General features: G+C 30.2%; 19 protein-coding genes. 8 read left to right on the top strand and 11 right to left on the bottom strand.

Features of this window, described 5'->3' with window-relative positions; all coding sequences use genetic code 11:
• The first annotated feature begins 52 nt into the window (after nt 1-52).
• The 3 genes from ACEWL1_RS03255 to ACEWL1_RS03245 are packed head-to-tail and all read left to right on the top strand — an operon-like array spanning nt 53 to nt 2,495.
• The gene (locus ACEWL1_RS03255; RefSeq protein WP_409231847.1) at nt 53-1,231 is read left to right on the top strand and encodes a peptidogalycan biosysnthesis protein; all 1,179 of its coding nucleotides are present in this window, start codon (nt 53-55) and stop codon (nt 1,229-1,231) included.
• A 35-nt stretch (nt 1,232-1,266) separates the two neighbouring features.
• Nucleotides 1,267-2,136 (top strand): acyl-CoA thioesterase, encoded by an 870-nt coding sequence (locus ACEWL1_RS03250; protein WP_409231846.1) that lies wholly within the window; start codon nt 1,267-1,269, stop codon nt 2,134-2,136.
• Between the two features lie 2 nt (nt 2,137-2,138).
• On the top strand, nt 2,139-2,495 hold the full coding sequence (locus tag ACEWL1_RS03245; RefSeq protein ID WP_409231845.1) for an SdpI family protein: 357 nt from the start codon (nt 2,139-2,141) through the stop codon (nt 2,493-2,495).
• On the opposite strand, the gene ACEWL1_RS03240 is transcribed toward ACEWL1_RS03245, so the two are convergent.
• The 3 genes from ACEWL1_RS03240 to porZ are packed head-to-tail and all read right to left on the bottom strand — an operon-like array spanning nt 2,485 to nt 7,990.
• Nucleotides 2,485-4,944, bottom strand: coding sequence for a TonB-dependent receptor (locus tag ACEWL1_RS03240; RefSeq protein ID WP_409231844.1), 2,460 nt, complete (start codon nt 4,942-4,944; stop codon nt 2,485-2,487). The genes ACEWL1_RS03245 and ACEWL1_RS03240 overlap by 11 nt on opposite strands.
• A complete protein-coding gene (recO, locus tag ACEWL1_RS03235) occupies nt 4,944-5,666 on the bottom strand; it encodes a DNA repair protein RecO (protein ID WP_409231843.1) in 723 nt (240 codons plus the stop codon). Before recO ends, ACEWL1_RS03240 begins: the two co-directional genes overlap by 1 nt.
• Nucleotides 5,666-7,990 (bottom strand): type IX secretion system anionic LPS delivery protein PorZ, encoded by a 2,325-nt coding sequence (gene porZ, locus ACEWL1_RS03230; RefSeq protein WP_409231842.1) that lies wholly within the window; start codon nt 7,988-7,990, stop codon nt 5,666-5,668. The genes recO and porZ overlap by 1 nt, the downstream gene beginning before the upstream one ends.
• Before the next feature lie 92 nt (nt 7,991-8,082).
• Between porZ and ACEWL1_RS03225 the strand changes: the two genes are divergently transcribed.
• Entirely contained in the window at nt 8,083-8,556 is a 474-nt protein-coding gene (locus tag ACEWL1_RS03225) for a CYTH domain-containing protein (protein ID WP_409231841.1), read from the top strand.
• Nucleotides 8,557-8,799: 243 nt separating this feature from the next.
• Here ACEWL1_RS03225 and trhA read toward each other — a convergent pair whose 3' ends face one another.
• Nucleotides 8,800-9,438, bottom strand: coding sequence for a PAQR family membrane homeostasis protein TrhA (gene trhA, locus ACEWL1_RS03220; RefSeq protein WP_409231840.1), 639 nt, complete (start codon nt 9,436-9,438; stop codon nt 8,800-8,802).
• A complete protein-coding gene (locus ACEWL1_RS03215; RefSeq protein ID WP_409231839.1) occupies nt 9,431-10,201 on the bottom strand; it encodes a lysophospholipid acyltransferase family protein in 771 nt (256 codons plus the stop codon). Before ACEWL1_RS03215 ends, trhA begins: the two co-directional genes overlap by 8 nt.
• Before the next feature lie 94 nt (nt 10,202-10,295).
• Between ACEWL1_RS03215 and trpS the strand changes: the two genes are divergently transcribed.
• Entirely contained in the window at nt 10,296-11,264 is a 969-nt protein-coding gene (gene trpS / locus ACEWL1_RS03210) for a tryptophan--tRNA ligase (RefSeq protein ID WP_409231838.1), read from the top strand.
• Nucleotides 11,265-11,299: 35 nt separating this feature from the next.
• Here the strand turns inward: trpS and ACEWL1_RS03205 are convergent, their stop codons facing one another.
• The gene (locus tag ACEWL1_RS03205; protein ID WP_409231837.1) at nt 11,300-12,337 is read right to left on the bottom strand and encodes an NADP(H)-dependent aldo-keto reductase; all 1,038 of its coding nucleotides are present in this window, start codon (nt 12,335-12,337) and stop codon (nt 11,300-11,302) included.
• 73 nt (nt 12,338-12,410) lie between these two features.
• On the bottom strand, nt 12,411-13,598 hold the full coding sequence (locus ACEWL1_RS03200; protein WP_409231836.1) for a phosphoglycerate kinase: 1,188 nt from the start codon (nt 13,596-13,598) through the stop codon (nt 12,411-12,413).
• 108 nt (nt 13,599-13,706) lie between these two features.
• Here ACEWL1_RS03200 and ACEWL1_RS03195 point away from each other — a divergent pair, with 108 nt between their 5' ends.
• Nucleotides 13,707-14,855, top strand: coding sequence for a DNA polymerase III subunit (locus ACEWL1_RS03195; RefSeq protein ID WP_409231835.1), 1,149 nt, complete (start codon nt 13,707-13,709; stop codon nt 14,853-14,855).
• Here the strand turns inward: ACEWL1_RS03195 and ACEWL1_RS03190 are convergent, their stop codons facing one another.
• The 3 genes from ACEWL1_RS03190 to ACEWL1_RS03180 form a co-directional block, all read right to left on the bottom strand.
• Nucleotides 14,856-17,423: a TonB-dependent receptor gene (locus tag ACEWL1_RS03190; protein ID WP_409231834.1), complete on the bottom strand. Its 2,568-nt coding sequence runs from the start codon at nt 17,421-17,423 to the stop codon at nt 14,856-14,858.
• 41 nt (nt 17,424-17,464) lie between these two features.
• Entirely contained in the window at nt 17,465-18,373 is a 909-nt protein-coding gene (locus ACEWL1_RS03185; RefSeq protein WP_409231833.1) for a FecR family protein, read from the bottom strand.
• Nucleotides 18,374-18,436: 63 nt separating this feature from the next.
• Nucleotides 18,437-18,946, bottom strand: a complete 510-nt coding sequence (locus ACEWL1_RS03180; RefSeq protein WP_409231832.1) for an RNA polymerase sigma factor — start codon at nt 18,944-18,946, stop codon at nt 18,437-18,439.
• A gap of 111 nt (nt 18,947-19,057) precedes the next feature.
• Here ACEWL1_RS03180 and ACEWL1_RS03175 point away from each other — a divergent pair, with 111 nt between their 5' ends.
• Together ACEWL1_RS03175 and ACEWL1_RS03170 are read left to right on the top strand one after the other, a co-directional pair.
• Nucleotides 19,058-20,056 carry a hypothetical protein gene (locus ACEWL1_RS03175; protein ID WP_409231831.1) on the top strand — a complete coding sequence of 333 codons (999 nt, stop codon included), beginning with the start codon at nt 19,058-19,060 and terminating at the stop codon, nt 20,054-20,056.
• Between the two features lie 99 nt (nt 20,057-20,155).
• The gene (locus ACEWL1_RS03170) at nt 20,156-20,554 is read left to right on the top strand and encodes a DoxX family protein (RefSeq protein WP_409231830.1); all 399 of its coding nucleotides are present in this window, start codon (nt 20,156-20,158) and stop codon (nt 20,552-20,554) included.
• A 145-nt stretch (nt 20,555-20,699) separates the two neighbouring features.
• Here ACEWL1_RS03170 and ACEWL1_RS03165 read toward each other — a convergent pair whose 3' ends face one another.
• Nucleotides 20,700-21,569 carry a class I SAM-dependent methyltransferase gene (locus ACEWL1_RS03165; protein WP_409231829.1) on the bottom strand — a complete coding sequence of 290 codons (870 nt, stop codon included), beginning with the start codon at nt 21,567-21,569 and terminating at the stop codon, nt 20,700-20,702.
• Nucleotides 21,570-21,574 lie beyond the last annotated feature (5 nt).

The raw sequence follows: 21,574 nt of genomic DNA, 5'->3' as shown, positions 1-21,574 counted from the left end.
ATATGGTTGCTTTTCTTTTCGTATTTTTCGAATGTTAAATTACCTAAGCAATTTGAATTTATACAAAAAACCGAATACCGCTCTTTTTTTCTCTTCAGTAACAGAAATTACTCAAGATATTTGGCACGAATTGCAATGTACAGATAATGCGTATTTTCATCCAGATTATTTAATTTCATTAGAAAAAAACAATCCTCAAATTACATTTTCTTATTTGGTGTTGTTAAATAAAAAGCAACAGCCAATTGCTTTTGCAAGTATTCAAATTGTTGATTTTCCGCTAGACGGATTAGAAAGTTCTTTCAATAAAAGTTTTGATCAAATAAAATGTTTTGGAAGACGATTAGGTGTTTTTCCGAAGTTAAAACCTATAAAATTATTAGTCTGCGGAAATGTTTTTGTAAGTGGCGAACACGGAATCTTTATCAAAGAAAATCAGCACAAACAAGCAATTATAAAAGACTTAGCAAAAGCCATTTCTTCACAAATAACAACAAAAGATATTTCTATTTATCTTATAAAAGACTTTATAAAAGAATCTTTAGCCATTACTGATGAACTGCACGATTTAAACTATTATTCGTTTAATGTAGAACCAAATATGGTGCTCTATTTGAATGAAAATTGGAACAATTTTAATGCCTATTTAAACGCAATGAAAACCAAGTTTAGAGTCAAAGCAAAACGAGCCTTGATGTTAAGTAGCGATTTGGTTGTAAAAGACAGTTCTATTGAAAATATTAAGGAATTAATGCCAGAAATTACCAAACTATACAAAACTGTTTCAGACAAAGCCGATTTTAATTTGGGTGAATTTAATCTAGAAACCTACTTGTCTTTAAAAAAGAATTTAGGCGAAAATTACATTCTAAAAACCTATTGGTATCATCATAAAATTGTTGGTTTTATGTCTGGCTTAATTAATAATGATTCTTTGGATGCGCATTTTGTTGGCATTGATTATGCTGTAAATAAAGAATTGGCAATTTACCAACGAATGTTATACGATTATATTCAAATTGCGATACATCAGCAATTAAAAGTGATCAATTTTGGAAGAACAGCAAGCGAAATTAAAACGTCAATTGGCGCAGTTCCGCAAGATTTAACCTGTTATATCCGTCATAAAAAAACCTTAACTAATAAGTTTGTAAAACATTTTTTGAGTTATATAGAAACCAAACCTTTTAAGCAACAAAATCCTTTTAAATCTAAAACTTTAACCCAGTAAATCTCTTTATATTTGTAAAAAATATAACTTATTTTATGAACTCTATCGAGGATTTAATTGCAGTACTTACATTAGAAAAAAAATCGAAAAAAAAATACATTGGCGTTAGTAAAACTATTGGTAGTCCTAATGTTTTTGGCGGACAAGTATTAGCGCAAGCACTTAGCGCAGCTAATAATAGCGTTTCTGATCACAGAGTTTTGCATTCTTTACACGCCTATTTTTTAGAAGCAGGAAACTTAGAGCTTCCTATTATATATTCTGTAAAAGAAATGAGAGATGGTGGTAGTTTTTCTACCAGAAGAGTTACTGCAAAACAAAACGGTAAAAGAATCTTTATTTTAGCTGCATCTTTTCATAAAAAAGAAGAAGGACACGAACATCAACAAGGTTGTAAAAGCGACATTAAACAACCAGAAGAGTTGTTAAGTTGGAGCGATATGTTAGATCAAATGGGAGAATTTTTACCAAAACAATTAAAGTATTTTTTAGAAATTGAACGTCCGATAGAATTTAAACCAACTTTTATTGTAAACCCTTTAGATTTAAAAGATTTACCTCCGTTTTCGGATGTGTGGTTTAAAGTTAAAGGAAATCCTACAAACGTAGATCTTGCTGTAAAACAGCAAATTCTTACTTATATTTCTGATTATAATATTTTAAATTCAACGTTATACCCAAATGCAAGTAAAGCAAATTTTGGAAACACACAAATGGCAAGTTTAGATCATTCTATGTGGTTTTTTAGAGATTTTGATTTAGATGATTGGATGTTGTACAAAACAGAATCTCCAAATGCTTTTGGCGCAAGAGGTTTTGCAAGAGGAAATATTTATTCTAGAAAAGGAGATTTAATTGCCTCTGTTGCACAAGAAGGTTTAATAAGACCATTAAAAAAACAATAATTATGAATCCGTATATTTATGTTATTTCTGTAAACGGTGTGCTTTTTTTCTTTAGCATATTGTTTTATTTTTTTCCACCTAAAAAGATAAATGCTCTCTATGGTTATAGAACCAATAAATCAATGTTGAACGAAGAAATTTGGAATTTTGCCAATACTTTTTTTATCAAAACATTGCTTAAATATGCTGCAATTTCTTTTGTTGCTGCGTTGTTTTTAGTATTTATTTCTAGCGCAGAAATGACTTGGCAACCAATGGCTATTATGTTGCTTTCTTTAGCAGTTTCTGTGATTAAAACCGAACAAGTTTTGTCGAAAAATTTTGATGCAGACGGAAAAAAAATAAAGTCTAAAAAGTAGCGTGAATTGCTACTGAAAAATTTCTTCCAGGAGCAGAAACTCCAGAAGCAAATTCTTTGTAATGTTCATCTAAAAGATTCGTTATTTTTCCTTGAATCCAAAAGTTCTGATTTACATTATATTTTCCGTTTAAACCAACTGTTTTCCAGCTTGGTGTGCCGTAATATTTATCTACATTATTTGTAGCATTGGCGTCTACGATTGGCGTTTGAGTATGATTGTCAATTCCTTCAGAAATATTATAATTTTTAATGTCTTTTTTAGCATTAAATCTATAATCTGCCGATACTTCTATCTTATTTTTTCGATAACTAATTTCAAACCTTCCAAATAAAGGCGGAATTGAAGACATTGGTTCTTCTGTATCAAATGTTCTTCCTTTAGTGTAAGTTATGGTTCCAGAAGTTTTCCATTTATTATTTATTCTTCCAAAGTAATTGGCGGTATAACCTGTAATAAAAGCTCTCCCTTTGTTTACGTTTAGCACAACATTTCCTTGTTCTCCGTCGTACATAATTGTATTTCCGTTTGCTTCTCTTGTAATATAGTTATCTAAAATGGTGTAATAGGTGTTAAATCCAAAACTAAATCTTCTTTGATTAAAATATTTTAGAACTCCTATTTCTGCATTGTAGGCAAACTCTGGTTTTAATGCAATATTTGGGATGGTTACATCTCCACTTTTCTCTCTTATTTTACCAACATCATCTATATTTGGAGAACGAAATCCAGAAGAAATTACACTGTTAATTTTCCAATTTTTGGTTGGTTTATAAACGTAACCAAGTGTTGCAGTTAAGGCTGTATTATTGAGTTCTATTTCTGTTTTTGGCAACACAATAAACGTTTGATCTATCCATTTTGCATTTAGGGTTGTATTGGTTAATCTAATTCCTGTATTTAAAGTAGATTTTGAGTTCAAGTCTTGTCTATAATCTGTATAAACTGCTGAACTAGAATAACTACTTCCGCCATCTGGAAAACGAGATTGCACTTTAAAATCTCCTGTAAAACCAACCACTTTGTTACTTGATACAGCAATTTTTTTTCCTTCAGGAATTGAGGTTACATCATTATAAGAAATTTCAAACCCGTAAGATAAATTTCTGTTTTTATCACTTGTTAAAGGAACTGAAAAATCTCCATTTAACGTATAAACATCCACTTCTTCATTTCTGTAAAGTCGTTCTAAATCGTTAAATTTTCTTTGAACTCTAGATTCTTTTATGTTTTGATAAGCCAACGTAATGGTTCCTTGATCTAACCATTTTTTTTCTGGATTGATAGCTAATTGTGTTGAAACTAAAAATCGTTCTTGTGGGCCATAATACCATTCTGCAAACTTTAACGAGCCCGATTTTAATTCCATTAACTTATCAAATCTTGGAATGTTTGAAGAAGTTGAGTATTGAAAGTTTAACGTTACATCAGTTTTTTCTGATAACGGAATGTAAAATTTTTGTAGAAAATCTTTTTGTTCATATCCGGTATTTCTTTGAATATTTGGATCTGAATTTACAGTTAGATTTGCATAATAATTCGCATCAATGTTTTCTGAGAAATAAGGAACTAATCCCCAGTTTGTAAATCCGTGATTTCTATTTTTTCCCATTTTTAAATCTCCAAAAGAGCTTTGCGTATAACTGGTAAAAGATGCCCATTTTTGAAAACTTAATTCCGCTGAAATATTGGTAGTTATTTCTTGATTTGCGGTTCCAAATCTAGAAAAGAAATTACTTTTTATTTTAGGTTCTTCGGATGTTTTTGGTGTCTTTGTGTAATAATGTATTACACCGCCTAAAGCATCAGAACCATAAATAACAGAAGAGGGTCCGAACACAATTTCAGTTCGTTCTAATAAAGACGGAGAAATAGTAATTGAATTTTGTAAATGTCCTTTTCTATAAATGGCATTGTTCATTCTAACGCCATCTACAACCAATAAAACCCTGTTAGATTCCATTCCTCTTAAAACTGGACTTCCGCCACCAAATTGCGATTTTTGAATTTTAATTCCAGGTATTGAAGCTAATAAATCTGCGGATGTTTGTGGAGATTCTTTTAAAATCTCATCTCTAGTAATTGCAACCGTTTGTTCTGCAATGCGTGTAGATCTTTCTTGTGTTTTAAAAACCGACAAAACAACCTCATCTAATCGCGCCGTTTTTTTAATCAATTTAATCACAAACTTGTTTCTTTGTAAATTTGCAAACGATGTATTTATCGTTGCATAAGAAACATGCGAAATAAGCAGTATATCCGTATTCTCGAAATTAGAAATATCTGCAGTTCCATTAGCATCTGTAATGGTAGAAATTGTTAATTTTTTATTATAAATAGCAACTTCACTTATAGGAAAGCCACTTTCTTCATCTAAAACTTTAATTGTTTGTCCAAAACTTGAAATGCTATAAAAAGCGATTAATAGGGTAAAGATTCTCTTCATCATCAGTTAAATACTGTTTCTAATACTTTTAAAGACTTTGGGCGGCGAAATCCGTCCAAATGTAATTCAAAATAACGAATTATTATTTGTAAAACTTGTTGTCTTTCTTGTTGGTTAAATTTGATTGACTCTATACTATCAAAATTTGTGCCTAACAGCTTTTTAAATTGAACTAAATTATCTCCAAAAACAACCTCTTTTTCTGTTGTTGATTCCATAAAATTTCCTTCAATTAAATTAAAATAGTTAGAGTTTATATTAGATATATCTGGATAAAATCCTAAAAACTTAGTTAAGTTTAATAAAAAAAGTAAATGAAAGTTCGCGGTTTTATCATTGGTGTCTAACCAAATAAAAGAGGTTTCTAAAAAAGAAAATAATCCTTCGTTGGCTTCTTCTTCTTGTATGGTGCTGCTTAAAATTTCTGATAAAAACAGTACAATTGTTTGCTTAAAAATAGTGGTGTAAATGTTCTTATACGGATTTACAATATGAACCTCTCTAATGCTATTTAAGTTTCCTTTGTTATTGTGGTTGGCTTCGATATTTAATTGTGTTAATGGCTGAAAATAGGCTGATTTTATTTTTCCTTTTTTTGAGTTTAAAATACCTCTTAATAAATAGGATCTTAAACCGTCTTCTAAAGTAAAACAACGAACAATTAAACTTGTCTCTCCATATTTTAAGGAACTTAACACAATTGCTTTTGTTTTTATGAGAGTCATTAATTTATGATTGCAATTTTAGTGGAAGTTGTTTCTGAAGCATCATCATTAGAAAGCAACACAATATAAATACCTGAAGCTACTTTTTTTCCTGCCAAATTGGTTTTGTTCCAAACTACTTTTCCGCCTTTAATTTCTTGTCCTTCAACCACATTGGTTTCATACACCAAATTACCAGCAACATCTAAAATTTTAACATTTGTTCCTTTGGGTAAATGGTTTCCATTTATTCCATCAATGGTAATTATTTGATGGTTTTTTAACGCCGGATTTGGATACGCATACACTTGCTCTAACGTTTCTCCAAAACTTGCAACATTGCTATTGTAAGCAACAACGCCTTTATCTGTAGCAAAATATACTTTTCCGTTTGTAACATCTACGCTGATGTTTAAAATCTTATTTGATGGCAACGGAGAATTGTCTTTGTTAAAACTAGCCAATGTTTTTTGTCCACTCGGATTTGTGTATAAAACACCGCCATTATCGGTTCCAAACCATTTGTTATCTGCGCCATCAACAGCAATCGTATTAATAGTTTGATTTCCTAATAGTTTTTTCGGAATCCCATCGTCTAAAATAATAATAGGTTCTGTATCGTAAATCGACGCTTCAAAAACTCCGTTTGCATTATAAAAAACCACCAAACCAGATTGTGTTCCTATCCAAATTCTATTGTTTCTATCAACAGCAATTGTTCTCACATTTGCGTGCGGTAAACTTCCTTTGGTAGACTCGGTCGTTAACGCTCTTTTTCTATTACCTGTTTCGTTAAAAACATAAGCCCCATTTCTTCTTGTTCCCATCCATAAACTATTCGATTTATCAACTTTAATCGTGTTTAATTCTTGAGCACTATTGGTTTGTATACTTCTTAAATCAAAAGACTGCCAAGTACCGCCAGAAGATAGTTTTTTAAGCTTGTTTGTGGCAAGAACATCAGTAACCCAAAGGTTTCCTTGAGTGTCAAAAACAGTTCCGCTAACTCTAGTTGTAATGTTATTTGGATCGTTTGGAAAAAAATCTTCTAATGGGCTATTTTGTGAATTGTAAAAATTTATGATTTGATCATCTACAACTTCAAACAATCCGCCGCCAGATAAGATATTACCTGAAGAGGTTTGTGCAAAAGAACTTAAGAACGCTCTATTGTCATGATTTGGATCTATGGTAACACTTACCAAATCAAACACCGGAAAAGCATTTGTAAACGCTGTATTTTTCCATTCAGATCCATTGTAGTGGCTAAACCCTTTTAAAGTTCCTGTTGGAACATAAGCAGAAGTATAACCGCCATACACAAACCAAATATTATTTTTTAAAGCATCCATCGAAAAAACACTATTAGAAAGTGGTCCTTCAGGATGAATTTCTGTAAAAGTCTGATTTCCTGAAAGGGGAATTTGTAAAAGACCAAATTCGTTGGTTGCTAACAATAAATTATTTCCAAAAGAAGAGGCGCTGTTTAAAGTAAAATTATAAGGAATCGTTGGTGTACTTTTATAAACTTCATTTAAATTAGAGTTTAAAACTGATACCTCTTGATTAGAAGTAACAATTAAATTTTGCCCGTTACTTTTTAGCTTTTTAATGGTATTCGGAAATGTTTTTTCTACGGTTGAATTTGATCCCGTAATTTTAATTAAATCTGCCCCTTTTGATGTATAAATTGACGTATTAAACCTGGTAATATTTGAATAATTTCCCGCAAATAAAAGTTGCCAATTATTAAAATCGATCAAATTTGGGTTTGATAAACTTGCAACATAAATTCCGTTTTCTGTTGCCGCAAAAATTTGATTGTTGGCAATTAATGTTTGATTGATTTTTACAGAAGTAGAATTTGCGCCGATAAAATAGGTGTCTCCAAATTCTAATTTATCAATATCATAAACCACAACGGCAAAAGGAGTAGAAATATATAGTTTATTGTTGAGTTCAGAAATGTGATTGATGCGCTTTTCTCCTGATTGATTAAAGTTAACAATATCCGAAGAAATTTTAATCCTTCCGTCTTCATTTACAACCTCCATTAAACCCGTTTCATAACCAATAACAAGTCTCCTATTAGAATTGTTAAAGTGTATTGCAGAAGTCGTTTCTCCAGAAAGACCATTTATTGATGATAGTTTTTCGGTTTCATTAGTGTTTGTATTGTAGGTGAAAACAGCATTGTCTGTAAGTGCATAAATTTTATCGTTTACCGTAAGAAAATCTTTTACAGTATTGTAGGAAAAGAAATCTTCCCATCGATTGCTAAAATCTGTTTGAGAAAATGATAAAAAAGGAAGTAATAGCAAAAAAAACAAAAAGGTTTTTTTCATTATAGAAGTGTTTTTATAATTCAAAGATATCTAATAATTGTAACAATAACGATAAAAAACAATACATTAGTACAAATATTAACGGCAAATAAATGAATCTAGAAATAGAAAGGAAATTTTTAGTAAAAAACGATTCTTTTAAAAGAAAAGCTTTTCAAAAAAAACATATAAAACAAGGGTTTTTAAATTCTGATAAAGAAAGAACTGTTCGTGTTAGAATTATAGATGATAAAGCCTTTTTAACTGTTAAAGGAAAATCAAATAATGCCGGTACAATTCGTTTTGAATGGGAAAAAGAAATTCCGGTTTTAGAAGCAGAACAATTAATGCTCCTAACAGAAAAAACAGCAATAGAAAAAGACAGGTATTATGTTAAAGAAGAGAGTCATATTTTTGAAGTTGATGAGTTTTTTGGTGCTAATGTTGGTTTAATCATTGCAGAAGTTGAACTAACTACAGAAAATGAATTTTTTTCAAAACCATCTTGGTTGGGCAAAGAAGTTACAGGGGAAATAAAGTATTATAATTCTTCTTTAAGCAGGTCTCCATTTCAGTTTTGGGCATAAAAAACCTCGAACAAAAGCTCGAGGAAATTTAATAAACCTACCCCCTAAATAAGATTTATTTACCTTAAACGCAACAACAATAAAAATATTGTTTTTGTCATTTAAGACGACAAATATAACTTGTTTTTTACTGAATAACAAATAATTGCATTTATTTTAAATAGAATACTCTTTTTTTAAATTTATGATTGCATTTTATTCTTATTTGTGTTTTATCTTTTAAAAAAAACACCAAAAACTAAATTAAATATAAAGGTAAATAGAAATATAATGAGACATACTACCTCCAAGAACGAAAAAATGAAAAATTGCATGATTGTAAGGAATCTTTTTTATAGAATATAATACTGCACCAATTGTATAAAATACACCGCCAGCAAATAACCAAAATAACCCTTCTGAAGATAGTTTTTCTAATAAAGGAGAAATTGCAAAAACAATTTGCCAACCCATTAACACATACATTATTGTAGATAATTTATCGAATTTTCCAGTAAAAAAAAGTTTTAAAATAATTCCTGTTAAGGCAAATAACCATGTTAGTCCAAAAATGATCCAGCCTGTTTCTCCTTCTAATGTAATAATTGTAAAAGGTGTGTAAGTTCCTGCTATCAAAACATAGATTGCTGCATGGTCAAAAATGTTTAATCTTCTTCTTAATTTTGGTTTTGTAGCAGAATGATAAAATGTTGACGCAGCATACAAAATAATTAAACTCATTCCGAAAATTAGCAAACTAAAAGGTTTCCAAAAGCCTTCAAAATACAATGATTTTAAAACTAAAAAAGGAAATGCAATGATGCTTAAAATCAATCCAAAAGCATGCGATGCAATATTAATTTTTTCTTCTTTCTGACTGTATTTATGGTTGATTTTACTCATGAATTAATCTATTTGTATCTTTCATATATTCCGCGTCATTAGATAATTCATTAAACAAAACAGCAAATGTTTGTTGTTTGATAGTTTTTACACTTTTTTTATCTAATCCTTTGGTAACTATAGGTTTGTGCTGTTTAATTCTTATTGTTCCTGGTCTTCCTTTAAAATATGTCCAAGAAAAGAAACGTTTACAATCGTAATATGTTGCGGGTACAATCGGAATTTGATGTTCAATTGCTAAAGAAAATGCGCCGTTTTTAAACGGACTCAAAATAACATCTTCTGCTGGTACTAATCCTTCAGGAAAAATTGCCACACTAGTTCCGTTTTTTAATCTTCGTTTGGCACTAAAATAAACTTCTTTTCTACTTTTTTGACTACTTCTATCAACCAAAATACAAATTCGTTTGTAAAAAAAACCAAATACAGGAATTTTTTTAAGCTCCGCTTTTCCAACAAATACAATCGGATTTTTGTTCATACTTACTAAAATAAACGGATCTAACATTGAAGTATGGTTTGGACAAAACATATAGCTTTTTGTTTTGTCTAAAGGTTCTTCTATTTGTTTTTGTAACCGAAAACCCATCACAAAAATAAGCGTCTTAGAAAACGCTCTAATAATTTTATATAAAGTAGGATATTGATTTTCGTTAAAGGTTAAAATGAATAAAAAGGGTATCATTAAAAGTAACGATGCTCCAAAAAAAACGTAAAACCAAACGCGCCAAATAGCACGTAAACTATTTTTAAAGAATTCCATAGTCGCCAAATGTAGTAATTAATATTCTTATTGGGTTTTCTTTATTAAAACTGTATTTTTGCTTTAGATTTAAAAATTATTTAAACACAAATTAATGTCGAGAGTTTTAACTGGCGTACAAAGTACAGGAACACCACATTTAGGAAATTTACTAGGTGCAATTTTACCTGCAATTCAAATGGCGAAAGAAGCTAAAGAAGAAACCTTTTTATTTATTGCAGACATGCATTCTTTAACACAAATAAAAGATGCAAAAACCTTAAAAGAAAATACATACAGTGTTGCTGCAACGTGGCTTGCTTGTGGATTGGATGTAAATTCTACAGTCTTTTACAGACAAAGCGATGTGCCAGAGGTAACCGAATTATCGTGGTATTTGAGTTGTTTTTTCCCATTTCAACGTTTAACATTGGCGCATAGTTTTAAAGATAAATCTGATAGATTGGCCGATGTAAACGCTGGATTATTTACATATCCAATGTTAATGGCGGCAGATATTTTATTGTATGATGCAGAGATTGTTCCTGTTGGGAAAGATCAGTTACAGCATATAGAAATGACTAGAGATGTTGCAAGCAGGTTTAACAATATTGTTGGTGAAACCTTAATTTTACCTAATGCTAAAATTAGTGAAGACACAAAACTAATTCCTGGTACAGACGGAGAAAAAATGAGTAAATCGCGTAATAATTTTATCAATATCTTTTTAAATGATAAAAAATTACGCAAACAGATTATGGCAATTCAAACAGATAGCACTCCACTTGAAGAACCTAAAAACCCAGAAACAGACAATGTGTTTGCTTTATATAAATTGCTAGCTTCTGAAGCAGAAATTGCAAAAATGAGAGCAAATTATATAGGCGGAAATTATGGTTATGGTCATGCAAAACAAGCTTTGTACGAATTGATTGTAGAAAAATTTGCTACAGAAAGAGAAAAGTACAATCATTATATGAATAACTTACATGAACTTGATGAAGCTTTAGCAATTGGGGCAGAAAAAGCTAGAAAAGTTGCAGCTGGAGTTTTAAAAAGAGTTCGTTCTAAAATAGGATACTAAAAAAAAGAGGTTGCAAAAACAACCTCTTTTTTTTGTTATGGTGCCGGATTTGGCATTATTTTATGAATTTCATTTATTTCATTTATAATTTCTTCTGACAAATCAATATTGATGCTGTTGATGTTTTCTTTTAACTGACTCATTTTTGTAGCGCCAATAATATTACTTGTAACAAAAGGTAATTGATTTACAAAAGCCAATGACATTTCTACCAACGATAAACCATGTTTCTTAGCAATTTTTTGATATTCAATTACTGCTTTTTCAGATTGCGGAGAAGAGTATCTATTGTAATTTGGAAATAAAATGGCACGAGCATCCACAGGTTTTTTTCCGTTTAAATATTTTCCAGATAAAACTCCAAAAGCAAGTGGAGAATACACTAATAAACCAATATTTTCTCTCAAAGAAACTTCAGACATTCCGTATTCATAAGCTCTGTGAATTAATGAATATGAATTTTGAATGGTAGACATTCTTGGTAGATTATGATCTTTTGCAGTTTGTAAATATTGCATTGTTCCCCAAGGAGTTTCATTAGACAACCCTATTTTAAGAATTTTTCCTTCTTTGATAAGGCTCTCTAATGTTTCTAAAATTTCTAAATGGTTTTCGTGTCGCTCAGTGTGGTTTTTATAAGGATAATCTCGAACACCAAAACAGTTTGCAGCTCTTTCTGGCCAATGCAATTGATACAAATCAATATAATCTGTTTGCAATCTTTTTAAACTGTTTTCAACCGCTTCTTTAATGCCTCTTTTACTAAAACCATCTTTTCTAATATGAGCCGTATAAGCGCCCCAACCAGCAATTTTAGATGCCAACACAACTTTGTCTCTATTTCCTGTTTTTTGAAACCAAGTACCAATAATTTTTTCAGTAGATCCGTAGGTTTCTGCTCTTGCCGGAATTGGATATAATTCTGCAACATCAAAGAAATTAATTCCTTTTTCTAACGCATAATCCATTTGTTCGTGACCTTCTTTTTCTGTGTTTTGCTGACCCCAAGTCATGGTTCCTAAACAAATTTTAGAAACTCTTATATCTGAATTTGGTACTGTTGTGTATTTCATTGTAATAATGTAAAAATGAATTTTATGTAGCAATGAAACAATAAATTGAGACATTGTTACATTAAAAAATTGTTTAATTAAGAATCGCTACAATTCCTGGTAATGTTTTTCCTTCTAACATTTCTAACATTGCGCCTCCACCAGTTGAAACATAACTTACTTTATCTTCAAAACCAAACTGTTTAACTGCAGCAACAGAATCGCCACCACCAACTAAAGAAAAGGCACCGTTTTTAGTTGCTTCTGCAATAGCATTTCCTAGCTCAATCGTTCCTTTAGCAAATTTTTCCATTTCAAAAACACCTAATGGACCATTCCATAATATGGTTTTTGATTTTGCAATTACTTCTGCAAATTTCTGAGTTGTTTTTGGCCCAGCATCTAACCCCATCCAACCATCAGGAATCTTATTTGTATCAACTTCTTGTGTATTTGAATCATTAGAAAAACTATCTGCAATAATGGCATCAACTGGTAAATGAATTGCTACATTTTTTGCTTTTGCTTTTTCTAAAATAGCCAACGCCAATTCTTGTTTGTCATCTTCTACTAAAGAGTTTCCTATTTTCCCTCCAAGTGCTTTTACAAAAGTAAAAGTCATTCCACCACCAATAATAATATGATCTACTTTGTCTAAAATATTTTCAATAACTCCTATTTTTGAAGACACTTTTGCACCTCCTAAAATGGCTGTAACAGGTTTTTCGTTATCGTTTAAAACTTTGTTGATGCTTTCTATTTCTCTTGCTAATAAGTTTCCAAAACATTTATTTTCTGTAAAAAATTGAGCAATAATTGCTGTTGATGCGTGTGCTCTGTGTGCTGTACCAAAAGCATCATTTACATAAATATCTCCCAATTTAGAAAGTTGTTCTGCAAACTTTTTATCACCCGCTTTTTCTTCATTATAAAAACGTAAATTTTCTAATAATAAAATTTCTCCAGGCTCTAATTCTAAAACTGCTTGGGTTACTTTATCGCCAACACAATCGTCAATAAATTTAATTTGAAAGCCTAAAATTTCGGTTGCTTTTTCTACAATATGGCGCAAAGAAAATTGATCTTCTTTTCCTTTTGGTCTTCCTAAATGCGACATTAATATTGCAGAACCACCATCTTCTAAAACTTTGATTATGGTTGATTTAGCAGCGTGAATTCTTGTTGCGTCTGTCACCATAAATTCATCATTTAAAGGCACATTAAAATCAACTCGTATCAGTGCTTTTTTATTCTCGAAATTAAAATCGTTTAGTGTTGGCATTGCTCTTTTATTTTTTTACAAATGTACTTATTTAAGAAGGTTCCAAAAAATAACTCATCAAAAAAGACGAATGCTGTTTTCGATGCTTTAAATTTATATATTTGTGCTATGTTTTTCAAAGATGTAATTGGTCAAGATCATATTAAAAATCACCTAAAATCTACTACAGAAAATGGTAGAATTCCGCATGCACAATTGTTTGTTGGAAAAGAAGGTTTTGGTGCATTACCAATGGCAATTGCTTATGCACAATACTTACTTTGTGCAACTAGTATTGACGAAGATTCTTGTAGGATTAAATGTGAAAAACTAACACATCCAGATTTGCATTTTGCATTTCCAGTAACTTCAAATGATAAAGTAAAAAAACATCCTGTAAGTGATTTGTTTTTAGAAGATTGGAGAACTTTTGTAAAAGAACAACCGTACGGAAGTTTATACAATTGGTTGCAATTTATTGGTGCAGAAAACAAGCAAGGTTTAATTGGTGTTGATGAAGCAGAAAATATTGTAAAATCCTTAAAACTAAAATCTTACGAAGGTGGTTTTAAAGTGATGATTATTTGGATGGCAGAAAAAATGAACATGTCTGCAGCAAATAAGCTGTTAAAACTTATTGAAGAGCCGCCAGAAAAAACCCTTTTTATTTTGTGCACAGAAGACGAAGAGCAAATTATAAATACCATAAAATCTCGTTGTCAAACCATTCATTTTCAGGCCTTATCCGAAGAAGAAATTGCGCAATCTTTGATTACGAATGAACATATTTCTGAAAGTGCTGCATATAAGATTGCACATCAAACAGAAGGAAATTACAACAAAGCGCTGCATTTATTAGTACATGATTCTAGCGATACCATTTTTGAACAATGGTTTATTACTTGGGTTAGAACTGCTTTTAGAGCCAAAGGAAACGCAACTATTATCCAACAATTAATTTCTTGGAGCGATGAAATTGCAAAAAGCGGAAGAGAAACTCAGAAGCGTTTTTTACACTATTGTTTGCAGTTTTTTAGACAAGCAATGTTGTTAAATTACAACTCGGAAGCAATTGTTTTTTTAGAAACCGAAACTGCCGGATTTGACTTAAAAAAGTTTGCTCCGTTTGTACACAGCGGCAATGTCTTAGAAATTAGTGACGAAATTAGCTCAGCAATATATCATATTGAGAGAAATGGAAATGCAAAAATTATCTTGTTAGATTTATCAATAAAGCTAACTCGTTTATTACATACAAAAGAAGCGGTTATCAATTAATTAAAAGGTAAGTCTAAACACCAGGTTTGGAGTAAAACCTAACGAAATTCTATCGGTTTTTACCAATTTTTGTTCTTCAACATTTCCTTGAGAATTCACAAATTTAAGTTCGTAGGTTCTGTCTAAAATATTCTTTTTATTAAAAATGTTTGTTAGCGATACTCCTATTTTTCCTTCCACTTTTTTCTTTTTAGAAAAGTTGAATTTATAGGTTGATGAAAAATCGAATTTCTGATAATTTGGCAATCTTTTTTCATTTACACTTCCGTAAGTAACTCGTAAGTTATTATTTTGATCTTTATGGGTTCCTGTTGCCTCTGTATATGGAATTCCGGAACGCAATTTCCATCCTAAAGAAAACTCAAATTGATTTAATTTATATGTATGAGACCACGTAAAAGAATGTGGAATTCCGTTTATTCCGTCAAAAGAATTTCCGTTATTTAACTCTTTAAATTGCTGTTTTGTAGCTGCGTACGAATAGCTAATCCAAGAACGATAATTACCAAATCTTTTTTTTAGTAGTATATCAATTCCTGTAATATCACTTTCTCCAGAAATATAAAAAGGAACTTGACTCGTTTTTGTATTGCTTGCAATATCGTCGGTCATTAACGTTTGTCCTTTTACCTTTTTTTTATAGAAATCTACATCCAAATTCCAGCCGTTTTTTTGATATAAAAATCCAACAGCCAATTGTTTGCTATTTAAAATCGGAATCGCATTATTTGCTACTGCCCAAATATCATTATCTAAGCCAATTCCGTTATTTCTATATTCAATAATTTGACTTACGGCTTGGTTTTTTATTTCGGCGGATGTTTTAAGTGTAAACGTTTCAGAAAATTTTGTGGAAGCAAAAATTCTCGGTTCAAAAAACCATTCTTTTGCAGCAGAAAAATGATTGACTCTAACACCAAAACTAATAAACGAGTTAGCGTTGTTATACTTTAATTCAGAAAATAAAGCGTTGGTAGTATTCGTACTATTTTCTGCGTTTAACAATTGGTTATTTGGAGTAGAAAAATTAGTGTTATACGTATATAAAATGTTTGTTTTAGAAAACTGATACCCTCCGTTCAATTGAAAATTAGGATTCAAGTTATACGTAAAATCATAATTAATTCCGTTGTCTTTTACATGATTAACTATTTCAAATTCTCTATTTCTATTATCGTTTGCATTATTTCTTGTTTCTTCTCGATTTCCAAAATAATCAAACTCGTATTCTGATGTGTGAAAATCGATGTTTTGTATAAAAAACTCCGACGTTTTTTGATTCCAAAGAAATCTAGTTCCTTTATTTTGATAGGTAATATTATCAACTATTTTCTCCCTAAATCGTTCGTTTTCTGAAGAAAACTCTAATTGATTTTTATTAAATAAATTACTGATTGATAGCTTGCTTTTTTCAGATATATCTGCAACTATTTTCAGGTTGTAATCTTGAAAATAAAAATCGTTGTTTACATTAGATAATTTATTTGGATTATTAACCGCTTCTTCTAAAATTCGTGTATTCTGAAAGACACTTTCAGAAAAGTTTTTATAGGTAATTGTTTCAACAACATCTGTAATTGATCTTCTCACAGAAAAAACCAAACCTACTTTATTATTGAACAAAGGTGTTTTTACAAAAGCATCTGCGTGTGTAAAATTTATTCCAAAACCTGTTTCTAAAGTAGGAACCTCATCGCCAGAAGAAATGTCTAAAACGCCACCAATTCTATCGCCATATTTTGCATTGGTTCCGTTTCTATACAAGGTAATTTTTTTAGTAACGTATGGATTAAAAGAAGAAATCAGTCCAAAAAAATGTCCGCTTTGATACATTTTAATTCCATCAAACAATACCAAGTTTTGATCTGGAGAACTTCCTCTAATTTGTAAACCAGAAGCGGTTTCTGACGGACTTTGAATTCCGGGTAATAATTGCAAACTCAATAAAACATCAGGTTCAATTAGTCCAGGTAAAATTCCTAATTTTTTTGGAGAAACTTCTATAGCGCCATCTTGTTTTTTTGAAATTCCTTGTGTTATATAATCGCTAATTAAGACTTCTTCTAAATGTATATTTTCCTCAACCAATTCAATTGTTATGTTCGGTTGATTTAAAAATTGATAGACTGGAATTGTAACTGAAGTAAAACCAATACTTTGAATTATAATTTGCTGATTTGAAGAAACATTCTCGAGTATAAATTTTCCGTTTTCATCTGCGGTTGTTCCACGTGTAGTTCCTTTAATTATTACGGATGAAAAAGAAGCAACTTCTTTGTTTTTAGCATTGATTAATATTCCACTAATTGTATGGTTTTTTGTGATTTGTTTTTCTGCAATCACAATATACCTTGCATCAATTTGATTGAAGTTTAAATAGGTTTGTTTGCTTAAACTTTCTAATTTTTCTTTTAGTGTTTTTTCATTCTTAAAAGGAAAACACAACACGTTTTTTATCAAGTTAGAACTGTATGAAAACTTTACATCGTATTGCTTTTCAATAGATGTTAAAATTTCTGCTAAAGAAAATTTTTGAGTTTGATTTTGCGCAAAAACAACTCCGACCATAAAAAGAAAACAGCAAGAAAAAAAGGTTTTTTTAAGCATCCTTATTTTTTGGAAAGCACTACAGTAGCATCATTAATTGTAAACTGAATCGCTAAAGGAGCACAAATTGTTTGTAATGCTAAATGTAAGTTTTTATTTGTAAAAGTTCCTGTAAACAACGTATTTACATCAATATTTGTAGAAGTTATTTTTATTTGATATTGTTTTTCTAACTCTTTTAAAACAAATTGTAAAGGCGTGTTGTTAAAACTACTTTCTCCGTCGATCCAATTTGGTTTTGAATTTAAGAAAGTTCCTTTTTCTGGATTCCTTTTTTCTATTTTCCTAAAGGACAAACCTTGAGTTAAAATTGCCGTTTCTTGGTTGTTTTTAACTTGTACTTTTCCTTCGTAACACAGCACTTCAAAATAAGAAGGGTTTGTTTTTACATTAAATTGTGTTCCTAAAACATTTACGCTTCCGTTATCAGAATAAACACTAAAAGTAGCTCCTTTTTTAACTTTAAAATAACCTTCTCCTTTTAATTCTAAAGTTCTTTTCCCATCAAACCAATCGCTCTTTTTATAGGTAATTGAAGATTTTGAGTTTAATAAAACTTCTGATCCATCAGGTAAAACCAACGCTAATTGTTCGCCGAAAGACGTTGAAAAAGTTTCATTAGATTCTGTTAAATAATATACGGTACTTAATAATATTACAACAGAAGCTGCAGCGGCATACATCCAATTCGGAATTAACTTTCTTACATTTTTATCAATCTTTTTTTGGGTAATTTTTTCGAAAACTTTCTGTTTATCAAAATGGGGTGCATTGAAATTTTCTGTAGCGTCAATAATTTTTTGATATTCTTTATACTCTTTGGTTTTTTGAAAAGAAACCAATTCATCATTCGTTAAATCGTTATCTAACCAACGTGATAAAAATGTATCGTCTGTATGTTCGTTTTTCATTTTTAGTTCCTTTGTAAGTATAACAGTTTGATTACCAAATACCCTACTTTTTATTTTTGATGATTAAATGTTTCCTATGGTTTCTCTTAATTGTTTTAATGCTAAATGCATTCTTTTTTCTACAGCTTTTACAGAGATGGATAACATTTCTGCAATTTCTTTATAGGTTTTTTTATCAATTCTATTTAATAAAAAGACTTCTCTTTGTCCTTCTTTTAAATCGGAAATGGCATTCTGGAGCTTGTCCATAAACTCTTTTTCTTCCATTAAAAACTCTGGACTTTCGTTTGTAGCTTCTTTTCCGCCAATCAAAGTATAATTTAATACTACTTTTTGATGTGCAACCTGATTTAAAAATAAATTATTAACTACTGTTAAAAGATATGATTTTGCTTTTTCAAAAATTATTTTTGCACAATTGTTCCACATTTTAATAAATGCTTCTTGTACTAAATCTTCTGATTTTGCTGAGTTTCCTGTTTTATAAAATGCAAAATTGTACACAGATTTTGAGTGCTCTGCGTACAATTCTTCAAATACTTTTGACTCACAAACCGATTTTTTTTCTGACATGAAACCCTTATTATTTCTCAAAAATAGGAGATTTTTTTATTTTTTTAGATTTTTCGGTAGGGTATTCTTTTAATTACCTGTTTTATTAGTGAACATTAAAAAACAAAAATCATGAAAGTATTCGTAAAAAAATTAATAGCGCTAACAATAATAGTCAGCTCAATGGTTGCCTGTCAAGATGCAACAACAGAAGATGCGGAAATTTTTGAAGCTCAAAACTCACTTAATAAAGAAGAAGTTATAAGCATGGTAGAAACTATGATTATCACATATCCTGTTACTGCAATAACTAATACAGAAGCAACTACTACAATTAATAGTGATTATGATATGGAAGATTATGCATCAAAAACAAACAAACCTAAACTTACTTTTCCTTTTGAAATTACAGTTGATAATGAAGTAATTACTGTGAACGATATGAGACAATTAAAAATGTTGATTAAAAGAACCAGGGGAAGAAAAAAACCTGAATTTATTTTTCCTATTTCTGTTGAATTAACAGATGGAAGTCCAAAAGAGATTGCTGATAAAGAGGCATTAAGAGCCTATTTAGATGCTTTAGATGAAGGTGTTAAGCCAGTATTTGTATTTCCTTTATCAATTTTAGTAAACGGAAAAACAATAGAGGTTTCTGACGAAAATGAATTAAAAGCGTTGATGGGAAAACCAGCAAAAGGAAGAAGACCACATTTACTATTTCCTTTATCGGTTGTTTTAGAAGATTCAACTACCTTAGAAATTGCCAATAAAGACGAGTTTAAAGCTTATTTAGATACGTTAGCTGATGGTGTAAAACCAGTGTTTGTATTTCCTATTTCTGTTAAAAGAAACGGAGAAACAATTATTGTAAACACTCAAGAAGAGTTTGATGCATTGGTAAAAAAACCTAAAAAGGGAAAAAGACCAGAATTTGTATTTCCTATTTCTGTAACGTTAGAAGATAACACAACTAAAGAAATTGCAAATAAAGATGAATTAAAAACATATTACAAAAGCTTAGCAAAAGGTGTTAGACCAGTTTATGTGTTTCCTTTATCAATAATTAAAGACGGAACAACAATGGTAATAAATAGCCAAGAAGAATTAGACGCATTGTGTAGTAAATAATAGTTAAAAAATTTGTTTGGAGATTGGATAAGATGCGAGTAATAATATATTGCTCGCATCTTTCTTTTTAGTAGTTTTGCTAGGTAACAAATCTATTTTATGGAAGTATTAAAAAATTACCCAACAGAAATATTAATTCTACTTTTTTTAATTGTCACTTTTTTACAATCTGGAATTGATAAACTTTTAGATTGGAATGGAAATTTATCTTTTATTAAAGAACACTTTTCTAATTCACCATTAAAAAATATGGTTCCTTTATTATTGGCTGTAATTTTAATTGTAGAAATTATTGCTAGTCTTTTTATGATAATTGGAATTTATCAATTAGCGACAAAAGGAATTAAAACGTACGCACTTTTAGGAACAGAATTAGCTGCTTTAACGTTGGTCTTTTTATTAATCGGTCAAAGGTTGGCAAAAGATTATGCTGGCGCGATGACATTAGCCGTTTATTTTGCAACCACAATATTTGGAGTGTATTTATTGAGTAGATAAAGTGTATCAATAATATTGATTACTACCAATACCTTAAATAAATAGAACCTATTAAAAAACGCCTTAAAACATCGCTTTTAAGACGTTTTTTTAATTTTAAAAACAAAGACTACTCTTGAGTTGTTTTTCGTTTCTAAAAGGGCTTTTAAATGCTGTTTTTTGTGTTTTTAATCACATAAATAAGCGAAGAATACTCTGAAGTTGATTTGGCTTTCAAGTTTGAAAGAAATCCGATGTAAAGTGCTTTTATAAAATTAGTTCTTCCAGATTTATATTTTTCACTCAACATAGAAACATAATAGGAATCGTATTTCATCGGAATTGTTTTTTCTACCTTCATAGAAACCTTGGCAAATAATTTTTGTATTGAAGTTTGAGAAAAATGCCAAAGATGCCTTGGAACATCAAAAGCCGCCCAAAACTCTTTATAATATTTTGCATCAAAACTTTTATAATTTGGAACCGCAATTATTAAAACTCCGTTTGGTTTTAATTTCGATTTTAAAACTTCTATATATTCTAATAGATTTTCTACATGTTCTAAAACATGCCAAAGTGTAATTACATCAAAATTATTTTCTTTTAAGAATGAAATATCATTAATAGAATTTATTCCATTTTTTTTTGAAATCGTTCTTGCATCTTCATTTGGTTCAACCCCAAAAACATTCCAATTGTCTTTTTTACAAGTAGCTAAAAAATCCCCTGTTCCAGATCCAACATCTAAGATTTTTTTATCCGAAAATTTAAATGAATTTAAAATTCCTAATTTATTTTGTAAAGTACGTTTTCTTACTTTTTGATAAATTTTATCAACAAGACTTTTACTCGCATTTGTATGAGATATATATGCTTCACTTTTGTAGTAATTTTCTAAATCCGACGGAACAGGCAAAGTAACCATCATATCGAAATCTTCATTCAACAAAAGCTCATACGATTCTTTTGAAACGGTATGATCTACACAACTCATAAAAGGTTTTAATCCTTTGTATAGTTCTTTTTCTCTTTTCATAATAA

Origin of the sequence: Polaribacter gochangensis (genome assembly GCF_046224025.1) — a bacterium.
GTDB lineage: Bacteria > Bacteroidota > Bacteroidia > Flavobacteriales > Flavobacteriaceae > Polaribacter > Polaribacter gochangensis.
Note: the sequence above shows the minus strand (reverse complement) of the source record. Positions and strands in the feature narration are given on the sequence as shown.